This window comes from Levilactobacillus muriae, assembly GCF_045862015.1.
Lineage (GTDB): Bacteria > Bacillota > Bacilli > Lactobacillales > Lactobacillaceae > Levilactobacillus > Levilactobacillus muriae.
This window is the reverse complement of the sequence record NZ_BAAFRU010000017.1, coordinates 43897-55338: the sequence shown is the minus strand read 5'-3', so window position 1 is coordinate 55338 and position 11442 is coordinate 43897. Positions and strand designations below refer to the sequence as shown.

Annotated in this window: 11 protein-coding genes; 4 read left to right on the top strand and 7 right to left on the bottom strand. The window is 48.1% G+C overall.

What is annotated here, in order from left to right; genetic code table 11:
* Positions 1–540 (top strand): RNA-guided endonuclease InsQ/TnpB family protein (locus tag ACKTSF_RS11485; RefSeq protein ID WP_407889558.1); only part of this gene is annotated, 540 nt, incomplete at its 5' end.
* A gap of 291 nt (positions 541–831) precedes the next feature.
* Here ACKTSF_RS11485 and pepF read toward each other — a convergent pair.
* From pepF to ACKTSF_RS11455, 6 genes are all read right to left on the bottom strand, one after another.
* Complete coding sequence (pepF, locus tag ACKTSF_RS11480) at positions 832–2640, bottom strand: oligoendopeptidase F (RefSeq protein WP_407889556.1); 1809 nt, start codon at positions 2638–2640, stop codon at positions 832–834.
* Positions 2641–2740: 100 nt separating this feature from the next.
* Positions 2741–3820 (bottom strand): competence protein CoiA, encoded by a 1080-nt coding sequence (locus tag ACKTSF_RS11475; RefSeq protein WP_407889554.1) that lies wholly within the window; start codon positions 3818–3820, stop codon positions 2741–2743.
* Between the two features lie 126 nt (positions 3821–3946).
* The gene (gene trmB / locus ACKTSF_RS11470; RefSeq protein ID WP_407889552.1) at positions 3947–4600 is read right to left on the bottom strand and encodes a tRNA (guanosine(46)-N7)-methyltransferase TrmB; all 654 of its coding nucleotides are present in this window, start codon (positions 4598–4600) and stop codon (positions 3947–3949) included.
* A 62-nt stretch (positions 4601–4662) separates the two neighbouring features.
* Positions 4663–5454 (bottom strand): phosphotransferase, encoded by a 792-nt coding sequence (locus ACKTSF_RS11465; protein ID WP_407889550.1) that lies wholly within the window; start codon positions 5452–5454, stop codon positions 4663–4665.
* 58 nt (positions 5455–5512) lie between these two features.
* The gene (locus ACKTSF_RS11460) at positions 5513–6739 is read right to left on the bottom strand and encodes an ABC transporter permease (RefSeq protein ID WP_407889548.1); all 1227 of its coding nucleotides are present in this window, start codon (positions 6737–6739) and stop codon (positions 5513–5515) included.
* On the bottom strand, positions 6736–7470 hold the full coding sequence (locus ACKTSF_RS11455; protein ID WP_407889546.1) for an ABC transporter ATP-binding protein: 735 nt from the start codon (positions 7468–7470) through the stop codon (positions 6736–6738). The genes ACKTSF_RS11460 and ACKTSF_RS11455 overlap by 4 nt, the downstream gene beginning before the upstream one ends.
* 338 nt (positions 7471–7808) lie before the next feature.
* Between ACKTSF_RS11455 and ACKTSF_RS11450 the strand changes: the two genes are divergently transcribed.
* The 3 genes from ACKTSF_RS11450 (at position 7809) to ACKTSF_RS11440 (ending at position 9626) form a co-directional block, all read left to right on the top strand.
* Entirely contained in the window at positions 7809–8267 is a 459-nt protein-coding gene (locus ACKTSF_RS11450) for an HIT family protein (protein WP_407889545.1), read from the top strand.
* Between the two features lie 2 nt (positions 8268–8269).
* Positions 8270–8590 carry a hypothetical protein gene (locus tag ACKTSF_RS11445; protein WP_407889543.1) on the top strand — a complete coding sequence of 107 codons (321 nt, stop codon included), beginning with the start codon at positions 8270–8272 and terminating at the stop codon, positions 8588–8590.
* Positions 8591–8702: 112 nt separating this feature from the next.
* Positions 8703–9626 (top strand): peptidylprolyl isomerase PrsA, encoded by a 924-nt coding sequence (locus ACKTSF_RS11440; protein ID WP_407889541.1) that lies wholly within the window; start codon positions 8703–8705, stop codon positions 9624–9626.
* An 836-nt stretch (positions 9627–10462) separates the two neighbouring features.
* Here ACKTSF_RS11440 and ACKTSF_RS11435 read toward each other — a convergent pair.
* Positions 10463–11437 carry a 3'-5' exoribonuclease YhaM family protein gene (locus ACKTSF_RS11435; protein ID WP_407889539.1) on the bottom strand — a complete coding sequence of 325 codons (975 nt, stop codon included), beginning with the start codon at positions 11435–11437 and terminating at the stop codon, positions 10463–10465.
* Positions 11438–11442 lie beyond the last annotated feature (5 nt).

The following is an 11442-nucleotide window of genomic DNA, read 5'->3' as shown; positions in this document are numbered from 1 at the left end:
ATTGATAATCCGCGTTACTACCGAATGATTAAGGGTAAATTGGCCAAGGAACAACGAGTACTGTCTCGGCGGGCCAGACGGGCTAAAAAGATGCATCGACGCTTGTCAGATTCACGAAACTACCAAAAGCAACGCCTACTAGTGGCTAAATTACAGCTTAAAGTTGCCAACCAACGTCAAAACTTTCTGCACCACGTCTCTACGGCCTTGATCAAAAACCACGATTTAGTCGTAGCTGAAGAACTGCGGAGTAAAAATATGTTACGTAATCATGCCTTAGCAATGAGTATCTCGGACGTGGGTTGGCGAACGTTGTTGGGTATGTTGACCTATAAGGCTGACTTGTACGGCCGAGAGTTTGTGACGATCAATCCCCGGAATACGACGCAAACTTGTAGCCATTGTGGACACATCATGACGGGTAAGAACAAGCTGACGTTAGCTGATCGAAAATGGACGTGCCCCAGCTGTGGGATTTTTCATGTACGGGATCATAATGCAGCAAAAAACATTCTGGCTAAGGGACTAGCCACCTTGTAAGAAAGAAATACAGAAATACGTCCGTCTGGCAACCTACGGACCTAAAAGGCTTTGGTAATTAGCGGATAAGTCCTATTCGTAGGCAAACGCTGTATCTAAGCAAATTGTGGTCGCCATGCCATAGGGTGTGGCGACCACAAGCGTCCGTTTTTAAACGGGCGTGGTTGACTATTAGATAATTCGACATCACTTAAAAAGCTGGCGTCATCCCTGCAAAATATGCAGCGATGACGCCAGCTTTTATCATTGCCAACCATCTACCTATGACAGTCAGGTAATGCTTCTTTAACTTTATTTTTTCAAGTCATGCGCTAGCTTGCTAAATTCGGCCAGCCGGCTGTCGAAAGTCTTAAATGCTGTTTCTAAATAATTCGGCTTGGTCATGTCGACCCCGGCCTTCTGCATCACTTCAATTGGCAAGGCAGAGCTCCCAGATTTCAAGTAGTTCAGGTAAGCATCACGCTTAGCAACATCCCCACTCAGGATACGTTGTGCCAATGTCGTTGCGGCTGCAAAGCCAGTGGCATACTGGTAAACATAGTAATCGTAGTAAAAATGCGGGATCCGCGTCCATTCGTCCGCAATCTGTGGATCGGAGATGACCCCGTCCCCATAATAACGCTGGTTTAAGCTGCCGTAGAACTTACTCATGAAGTCCGCGGTTAACGTTTCACCGGCCGCCGCCTGTTGGTGAATGTAATCCTCAAATTCAGCGAACTGAGTTTGACGATAGACCGTCCCCTTAAAACCATCCAGGTAATGGTTCAGGACGTAAGCTCTGACTTGTGGATCCGTTTGCGTCTTTAAAAGGTAATCCGTTAAGAGATTTTCGTTCGTCGTCGACGCAATCTCTGCCACGAAGATCGAGTAGTCCCCGTATTGATAGGGTTGATTAGTTCGGGTGTAGTGGCTGTGCATGCTGTGACCCATTTCGTGGACCAGCGTAAACAGGCTTTCCAGACTGTCCTGCCAGTTCAGAAGAATATAAGGCTTGGTGTCGTACATCCCACCGGAATAGGCTCCCGTCCGCTTCCCTTTGTTTTCTACCACGTCGATTGCTCGACCGTCAAACATCTTCTGCACATTGGCCACGTAATCCGGCCCCAGCACACTCAGTGCCTTGAGCGCTTCCTGCTGAGCTTCAGGATAAGTATACGACAAACTGGGTTCCCCAGTAATTGGCGTATATAAATCATACATGTGGAGTTCGGGTAACCCGAGAATTTCCTTGCGAAGGTTAACGTACTGGTGCAACGAGTCCAAGTGGTCATTGACCGTCTGGACCAGCGTGTCGTAAACGACAGCAGGCACATTATTACCACTCATCGCAGCTTCACGGGCACTGCCGTAGTGCCGAACCTCAGCACTGAAATTATGCGTTTTAACCTCACTAGACAACGTGCTGGCAAATGTATGCCGGAATTGTTGATAAACGCTGTACAGGGCTTTAAATGCTTGCTCACGGACTTTAGGTTGGGTTGATTGTAGCAAAACACCGTATAAACCCTCGGAAAGCTGAACATCATTGCCCGCTTCATCTTGAACCACGGGGAATTTCAGGTCGGCATCGCTCAGCACACTGTAGGTCTTAGCGGAAGCGCCAAAAATATCGCTGGCACCTGCCAGTAATTTCTCCTCAGCTGCCGTTAAAGTGTGGTCGCGTTGTTCCCCCAAGACATCAAAGAAGTGTTGGTATTCAGTCAACCGGGGTTCGGCATCAATCAGCGCCTGTAAGACAACCTGTGGCAAGGCAAGGACTTCTGGTTCATACCAGGAAGTTGCCGCAGCCGCTGAGGCAACTAAGCTTTCAGCTTGGCCGGATAGTGATTGTGCATTGGCATCACTGGTATCTTGATCGTTTTTAAGGGAGGCGTATACGTACACCTTTTCTAACTGACGGTTAAGGTCAAAGATTGCGGCAGTCACTTCGTAAAGATCACCGGCACTTTCAGCTAACTGACCTTGCTTGGTCGCCACCTGTTTGGCTTGCGCTTTGATTGCGGCAACAGCCTGTTTAAAGGCTGCGTCATTGGCATAAATCGGGGTCAGATCCCAAGTCAAAGCCTCAGGAACTGCCGTACGTTCGGGAATTTGTTTCATTTTCCTAATCCTCCTTTAATTTTTGCATATCAACAGTTTACCACTTTTGTTGGGAGAGTTGGGGGTTGGGGCTTTATTTCATCTCATCATTTTTTAACATTCACTTAGTCTCACCCACCCACTTCGGTTGCCGACAAATCTGCCAATTCTCTCCAATTGGCCGTAAATAACCAAGAGCTACTAAATCGGCTAATAACCTATATCGCGCTTTGAGCAGTGCCTCATCAGCTGAAAACCAGACGGCTTGTTGATGACCGCCAACCGTCTTAAAGCTTTTCACCACAAGCACGTTCATCGTTGCTCCCGTAATGCGCAATACCGGTAGCGCAAATAGTTGTGCCATCACTAACGCACGCCATAACAAAAGTCCTTGGCCGAAAACTGGTAGTGTCACCGTCGTCGTCATCAAAAAATTTGGAACGTCTAATACGTGATGTCCCGTAGGATAAAGAACCTCCTGAATCGCTAATACTGCGGGCCGCTTCGTCTGTAGATCACGTGCCAAGCGAGAGCGCCACTTGGGATAATCCAAGACTAGTTTAGGCAGCGGTAACTGATTTCCGGCAACCAATTCCTCGATATTTAACAGCCAGGCTGTTCGGCCATGATAGTTACCCAGTGCATCCTGATAGAGATGGTGGTCGATTCGCATGCGCTGTCGCTGGATGTCCCAAAATAGGAGACACAGTCCCCACCCACGCAACCGAGTGGCAAACCGTTCGATCAGCGACCACCCTAACTTTTGTTTGCTGTAGCGCTCTCCCAAAATCCAAAAGGGATAAACACCCAGCTTTTGATAGCCTCTAGTTCGCCCCAAAACCTGTCCTGTCATAATCGGACTGCACTGAAACTCGACAGCAATTGGATTTTTTCCGTCTCGTTCTACCCAACAGTCCGCGCGTTGCTGAATATCTGGGAGAATTCGCTCTAAAGATACCGTTCCCCAGGCGTCAAAGAATATCAGCAGTTGTCGCTTTCCTATTAAGTGTTGCTGCGTTTCACCCTCTCCGATAATTGTACAGACTTCCTTGGAACAATGGGCAAAGTACGGCTGGACACGGGTCCCATGATGTAAGATCACGCGTTGCTGACAGGCCGGGCAAATGTAACCCTGAAGCCGTTTTGCACCCACTGCATCAATCAACTTCCCTTTCAGTAACGCCATCAACATAGTCGTCATCCCCTTTACTCTTTAACTCCGTAAAAAGGGCCGAAATATATTTTATTTTTAAAACTTTTTCTAAAAAAAGTCCGTGTGAACAAACACCGGTGTCACCACCACTGTTTGCCCCACGGGCCCTCATGATTAATTTTTAGAATCTATCGGAAAGTGGGCAATCACCTGGTAGATGGGCCCCTTCGCCGAGAACTTTTGTTCATATTCAGTCTGAATGTCTTCCACATCATCCGTGGCGGCGTGCAGATCTAGCCAAACACCATCGAAAACTAAGCCAAAATTGTTTAAACTTCCCAGAGAATATTCAAACAAACCACGGTTATCACTCTTAAACTGAATGGACCCGCTTGGTTGTAAGACATCGGCATAGTGTGCCAGAAATACCGGTGACGTCAGCCGACGTTTGGCATGACGTGACTTAGGCCACGGATCGGAAAAGTTCAGGTACAAACCGGCAATTTCACCCGCCGCAAAGAACGTGTTGACCGCTTCACCATCCGTGTGAACCAATTGAATGTTGGTCAGTTCACTCGCCACAACCTTCTTCAAGGCAGCCGCGATGACGGAAAACTGGATTTCAATGCCAATAAAGTTCCGGTCGGGATGCGCCTTCGCCATTTCAACGATGAACTGACCCTTCCCGGTCCCAATTTCAACGTACAATGGTTGCTCCTTAGGAAAACGGCTCTGCCAATTGCCTTTCAATGGTTCTGGTTCTTCAACTAGTCGTTCAGTGTGTTCGGCCACATAATCCTTGGCCCACGGTTTATTACGCACGCGCAATGTCCAATTCCTCCTTCAATCACAACGGCGGGCGCAAGGTCCTTCCCCGCTCCCGCCGACGCTTAGTCCGTCACTGACTCTCTTGTCAGTTTTTCTAATAAGATTAAATGTTGATTCATAATTTGAAAACGCTGTTGATGGTAACTGTCGGCAATCACTGTTAAACAGTGAATCCGCGCATACCAGTTGACCCGCGCCGTTAAATCGGTCGTAATCCTCTCGCCGTAGTCCTGTAGCCACCGTTGCCACTCTTCCAGTGGTACGTACTCACAGAGCAAGGCACCCAGATCATAAGCCGGATCGGCAAACGTTGCCGCATCCCAATCGACTAAGTACAAGCGCCGTCGGTCAGACAACAACCAATTTTTGTGATTTAGATCACCATGACATACTTCGTAATGCGTCTTGGGCAGTTGCGGTTGCTCAGCTTGTAACGCTGTAAACGCTGACTGAATCAACGGATGGCGCCGTAAGTCAGCAGCTAAGGCTGGCTGCAAGCGAGTTAACAACTGGGCGGGCGTGGTAAATCGTCCGCCGACTTTTAATAACATATCATGAAGCAGGTGAGAATGATGAACCCGATGTAGGAGCCGAGCGACCCGCTGCTCGCGCATTTCTTCGCGATGCAGCGTTCGACCGTTCAACCATTCCTGGGCCGTCATAACATCCCCACTGGCAAGCCGCTTCGTCCACACCAACCGGGGTGTGATGCCCTCCATCGAGAGCGCGGCAAGAAACGGTGACGCATTTTGTTTTAAAAACACTTTTTGTGAAGCCTTCGTCCCCATATACGCCGTGCCAGTGTTCCCGCCCAGCGGATACAGACTCCAACCGTCACTGATATCCAGTGCCATGGTCACCCCTCCTCGATTTGTCAGCTATCATTAATTCTATGGGGAAACCGGGGCTACGTCAAGCCCTATTTTCAATCGAACGGGCTAGCCGTTGCGGCGTATAGATTCTGGCGAGGTACCAAACTTCAATGACCTCGACCAGCAACGTCACGCCAGCCGTTATCAGGTGTGGATTAGCCACAACAACCACCAGCCACATGAGTAAGGCCGCCACACTTAGAATTAGGGTAACTAGCGTGATGAAGCTCTTTAAACGTTGTGCCGGCAGGATCGGATAGACGTGGGTAAACACCACATCATCATACTGCTGGAAGAACGGTAGCAATTGAAACCCAATTAGGTAGATGAACAGTGCCGCAAGAATCACAGGCAACCACTCGCCCCGTACAAAGTACAGCAAGAGCATGCCAATCACAGTTAGCCGAACGACTAACCCACTGAATTCACTGCCTCGCACCATACCACGACTGTAAAGATAGAGATAGAACTTATCGTGGCGTGGCTTAATTAGCTTGAACACCCCATCGAGATAACGACGGCGTTTGATGGTACCCGCTAACATGGGTACTTCGGTAAACATGTTGAAGAAACGGTAAATACCCAGCATTCGATTATCTTCAATCTTAATCTGTTCACGCCACCGAATCTGTTGTTTTTGCCAGTGCTGTGCAAACCAGACGGCCACAGCAATGTCGAGTACTAAGGCGAGACCGACAGCAACGATTGGCAGTGTCCAGAGCCCCGCTGCCAGCACGATAATACTCAGCAACCACTTGAATTCCCAGCGGTTCACTCGCGTCTGACCCGTCACCTGATAGGCACTCGCCAAATCCAAACGGAGCAGTGCATCCTTTAAGATGATCTGGGCCAGCCCTAGTTCAACCAAGCTCAGTACCGGCCACGCCATGGTCACGCTCATAAATGGCGCCAACAGGAAGACGGCAATCACCTGAGTGGCCTGTGCCAGACCCTGACTATACCGCCGAGCTGCCACTAGGTAGGCGTTCATCGCCCGTTCCTTTGGCAACAAAAAGACCCGATCAGCATCCTCAATCAATGTCGCAAACCGCCCAATCTGAGCCACAATGACCAACACCAGCAGTACGATCACAGGTGCCCACCAGTAACCGGTCTTTAACGTTTTTAACATATTTGAATAGCCGTACCCCAAGCCACCTAGCAAGAAGAGCAAGGCAAAGACAAAGAAATCATTGAACACGAGCCGCAAATACTTCGCCATTTCCCGGAGATGGCGCTGCAGCCGCGTCTTAAATAGACCGGTCATGCGCGATCGACCTTCGTCATAGACAGGTAAATGTCATTCAGCGATTCCCCCGCTTCGGGAAGAGCGGCTTGTAACTCACTGAGAGTCCCTTCAGTCTTAACCTGACCATCGTGTAACAGGACAAAGCGGTCACAGTACCGTTGCGCCGTGTCCAGCACGTGGGTCGACATCAGAATGCTGGCCCCTTTTTTCTTCCGGTCTTCAATCAAATTCAGTAGGTCGTTAACGGCCAGTGGATCCAGACCCAGGAAGGGTTCATCAATAATAAACAGTTTGGCCTGCGTCAAAAAGGCACAGACGATCATGACCTTTTGCTTCATCCCTTTGGAGAAGTTCGCGGGGAACCAATCCAACTTATTATCCAATCTAAACGTCTTCAACAGCTCGTGAGCCGTCGCCCACGCCTGATCGTGGTCCAAATCATACGCCATCATGGTCACTTCCAGATGTTCCCGCAGCGTCAGTTCTTGATACAAAACCGGCGTTTCAGGAATGTAAGCGATCTGTTGCTTGTACGCCTGACTATCCTGATCGATTGTCACGCCGTTGATCGTAATCGTCCCTTTGTGGGGCGTTAATAATCCAATAACGTGATTGATCGTCGTTGATTTACCGGCACCATTCAACCCAATCAAACCAACCAATTCGCCGTCCTTAACGTCAAAACTAATATCCTTTAAGACGGGAATCTGGGAGTACCCCCCCACAACGTGGCTAACTTCTAAAGCCATAAACATTCCCTCATTTCCTGACCACCCACTGTTCGTTGAGTGATACTGTATTTTTGATAAATTTTAATGACCACTAAACAATCACAACCCTTAGTATTCAGCTACCGCGCGGAAAACTATAGGTGCACAGCGTTCATTAGCGTCAAGCTAGCTTCCTAGATATGACGTCATCCGGTAAGGCAATGCCCGACGCAATTTCAGTCACGTCACAAAGCTCTAACGGTCGGTGATAACTCAGCTATTATACCATAGCGCAGGCTGTGAACGAACGGTCCAGGTGAATCCGCCCCTAACGATGGTGTATAATAGACGAAATCAACCCGAAAGAAGGAGATTTCATGGATAAAATGACACTCGAACCGCACTATGATGACGATTGTATTTTTTGCAAAATCTTAAAGGGAGATATCCCGAGCTACACCGTTTACGAAGATAATATCGTGAAGGCCTTCCTAGACATTTCACAAGGAACCCCCGGCCACACGCTGGTCATTCCCAAGACCCACGTCAAGGATATCTTCGCCTACGACAGCGATCTCGCAGCGGCCGTCTTCTCCCGGATTCCCCGAATCGCCCGTGCCGTTCAGGCGTCAAATCCTGCCATTACAGGAATGAACATCGTCAATAATAATGGTAAAGTGGCCTATCAATCCGTGTTTCATTCCCATTTCCACTTGGTTCCACGCTATACTGACGACGATGATTTCCAAATGATCTTCAAAGATAATTCCGGCAACTACACGCCAGACGATTATGCCGCTATCCAGTCGAAGATCAAAGCACACGTGGAGGGTTAATCATGGGATTTGGTAAATTTCTAACCGGTATCACGTTGGCAACTGGTGTTGGTTTGGCAGCCTACTTTACGTTGACCAAGCAAGATCCGCGCGTTTGGGCCAAACAGCTTGGGGACCAGATCAAGGATACCGCCAACAAGGTCGACGATGTCAAAACAGCCAAGGATGACGTGACGGCAAAGATTCAGGCCCTTAATACGGCAGTCACCGCTGCCACCCCAGCTATCGAAGATATTCAGAGCGACGTTGAAAAGTTTGCGTTTAAAATTGCCCCTCGCGTGGAAGAGATTCAGGATACGGTCTCACGCTGGGATGAGTTCTAAATTTGAACTTTTTGTAAAGCTTCGCGTACCTTTTTAGGTTTCGCCATATTTGTGTTATGATATCCAAGTATGGTGTTTACACCAATTTTGATGAATGGATGTGTTGAGTAATATGAAGAAATGGTTTATCGCTCTTGCTGGCTTGTTACTGACTGTAACACTTGCTGGTTGTGGGAACCAAACCGTTGCAACCACTAGCGGTGGTAAAGTCACCGAAAGTGCTTACTACAGCAGTTTGAAGGGAACTTCATCTGGTAAGCAAGTTCTGCAACAAATGATCCTGAACAAGGTCTTGGAAAAGCAGTACGGTAGTAAGGTCAAGAAGTCCGCTGTTACTAAGCAATTCAATACCTATAAGGCACAGTATGGTTCATCATTCAAGAGTGTTCTTTCCCAAAGTGGGATGACGGAATCCAGCTTAAAGACTGAAATTCGTTCTAACTTACTGTTGAAGGAAGCCGTTAAGGATAACGTGACGGTTACTGATGCGCAATACAAGAAGCAATTCAAGAGCTACGAACCAGAAGTTACTGTTGCGCACATCTTAGTTTCCAAGAAGTCCACTGCTAACACGATTATCAGCGACTTAAAGGGTACCAAGAAGAGCAACATGACGACTGAATTCACGAAGTTAGCTAAGAAGTATTCTACTGATACGGCTACCAAGAACAAGGGTGGTAAGTTGAGTGCCTTCGATAGCACTGATACTTCCCTTGACTCAACCTTCAAGAAGGCTGCCTTCAAGCTGAAGACTGGCGAATACACCGCTACGCCTGTTAAGACGCAATACGGTTACCACGTCATCTTGATGTTGAAGAACCCTGGTAAGGGCACTATCAACCAACACAAGGCTGAACTTAAGAAGCAAATTATTGACAACGACATGAACGATTCTACTGTTCTGCACAACGTGGTTGCCAAGGTCTTGAAGAAGGGTGACGTTTCCATCAAGGATAACGATTTGAAGAACATCTTGTCTGATTACTTATCATCAAGCAAGTCTTCTTCCACCACTTCATCATCTTCATCCAAGTAATTTCCGAATAAAATGAATCCCCGGTCCACCGATATTTGTCGGTGAACTGGGGATTTTTTTGCCTCTGCGGTGTCTTGCTGGGCAGTGACAATGCTTACTGTCGTAAAAGTCGTGTGAACAATTAGGGGTTAACCCTTAGTTCAAAATAAAAACCACGCTCGCAATAAACGACGTGGTTTTCCATAATATTTAAATTTTATCTCAAGGTTGAAAGATCTAAAATATCCATTATGACTGTTGCCACAACGAAACTAAAATTAACGTCGTCCAGTCATCACCTTACCGGCCGGCAAATATGGGCTGGATCGGTGCGAACACAACTTGAAGTCTCGAAAGTACCGAGTCTCCAAGCTTGGTTTTCTACTAAGCCAGTGGGAAAAGCACCCCCTGACTAAGTAGAACGACGCGCCTGAGCCCATATCTGCCCACCTCTCGGCTTACGTGGTTGGTCTGAGGCAACGTGGATTATGCCGATAGAAACGTTATTGTTTTATGTTTAAACACTAACAGCCACCTGAAATTCAGTGATTGGAATTGATGTGCACAATCAGAGCCGGAGGCGGCCAGGGATGGAGCTAGCCGTGTCGACGATGTTAGACCGGGCGTTTTCCCCCGGCCTTACATCGTGGGACGACCTGAGAGACGCCTGCACTTGGCGGCTTTCAGGCGAGCTGGAAGCCCGTCCTTTGGCTGGAGGCGTTCCCCGCAAGCGGAATCCCTGACCACCGGAGTGCGACCATCGTCACTAATTTAGCTGTGATAATTCCTACTGCCGCAAAAGTAACACAAATATTTTGGCTTTCAACCTTTAGATTTTATCAAAAAAATCCTGTATCCTAATCTTTTTTCTCTTCTGGTACATCCGTCGTTGGACGGTAGAAGCGACGGCCATCTAAAGCAAATACCCGTTCCGAGAATTCTCCCGGTTCCGTGTGATCCACGACCGTATCCAACATCATGATCGACGCATCCAATTCGTCCAGTTGGTGAAGTACATCGGCTTCACGCAGCGCAGGACGCACAGGCGAACCGTATTCCAACAAGCCGTGGTGACTCAAAATCATGTGCCGCAGGAGTAAGACATCCTCGGCTTGCGGATCCAACTTCAGCGGATCGCAGGCCCGAACCAGTTCGCCATCAATCAGGACAATGTGTCCAATCAGATTACCAGCTAGTGTATAAGTCGTCGACTGGGGCCCGGACAATTCAATTGTTTTGCCCAAGTCATGCAGAATTGCACCAGCAAAAAGCAGCGGCGCATTTAAGTCTGGATACTGTTTGACTACTGAATGCGCTAACTTCAAAATTGAAATCGTGTGGAAGGCCAGTCCCCCCTTGAACGCATGGTGATTGCTCTTAGCTGCCGGGAAGGTAAAGAACTGATCTTGATATTCACCCAGTAACTTCCGCACCAACCGATTCCAAGTTGGCTGGGTAATTTCAAAAATGGTCTGGTTGATGTAATCCTCCATAGCTGCTCGATCCATCGGTGCCTGCTCAATGAACATCTCTGGATCAGTTGGCTCTCCTGGCTTCGCTAAGCGCAGGTGAAAAATCTTAATTTGTGGGTGAGTCTGATAGTTCTCTCGCTTACCTTGCAGATGCACAATCTGACCAGACACGTAGTTTTTAACATCCTCTTCGGAAGCGTCCCAGTATTTACCAGAAATCTCTCCGGACCGGTCTTCAAAGACTAGCGCAATGTACTGTTTACCATTCTTCGCCATCCGAACGTCTGCCGACTTTAATAAAACAAATAGGTCGACCGCTTCGTCCACTGCATAGTCCATTAATTGTTTTGTTGCCGCCATGTTAG

Excerpts from the sequence above, each read along its gene's own strand:
- pepF (WP_407889556.1), bottom strand. The coding sequence starts at position 2,640 with ATGAAACAAATTCCCGAACGTACGGCAGTTCCTGAGGCTTTGACTTGG.
- ACKTSF_RS11475 (WP_407889554.1), bottom strand. The coding sequence starts at position 3,820 with ATGACGACTATGTTGATGGCGTTACTGAAAGGGAAGTTGATTGATGCA.
- ACKTSF_RS11465 (WP_407889550.1), bottom strand. The coding sequence starts at position 5,454 with ATGGCACTGGATATCAGTGACGGTTGGAGTCTGTATCCGCTGGGCGGG.
- ACKTSF_RS11460 (WP_407889548.1), bottom strand. The coding sequence starts at position 6,739 with ATGACCGGTCTATTTAAGACGCGGCTGCAGCGCCATCTCCGGGAAATG.
- ACKTSF_RS11455 (WP_407889546.1), bottom strand. The coding sequence starts at position 7,470 with ATGGCTTTAGAAGTTAGCCACGTTGTGGGGGGGTACTCCCAGATTCCC.
- ACKTSF_RS11450 (WP_407889545.1), top strand. The coding sequence starts at position 7,809 with ATGGATAAAATGACACTCGAACCGCACTATGATGACGATTGTATTTTT.
- ACKTSF_RS11445 (WP_407889543.1), top strand. The coding sequence starts at position 8,270 with ATGGGATTTGGTAAATTTCTAACCGGTATCACGTTGGCAACTGGTGTT.
- ACKTSF_RS11440 (WP_407889541.1), top strand. The coding sequence starts at position 8,703 with ATGAAGAAATGGTTTATCGCTCTTGCTGGCTTGTTACTGACTGTAACA.
- ACKTSF_RS11435 (WP_407889539.1), bottom strand. The coding sequence starts at position 11,437 with ATGGCGGCAACAAAACAATTAATGGACTATGCAGTGGACGAAGCGGTC.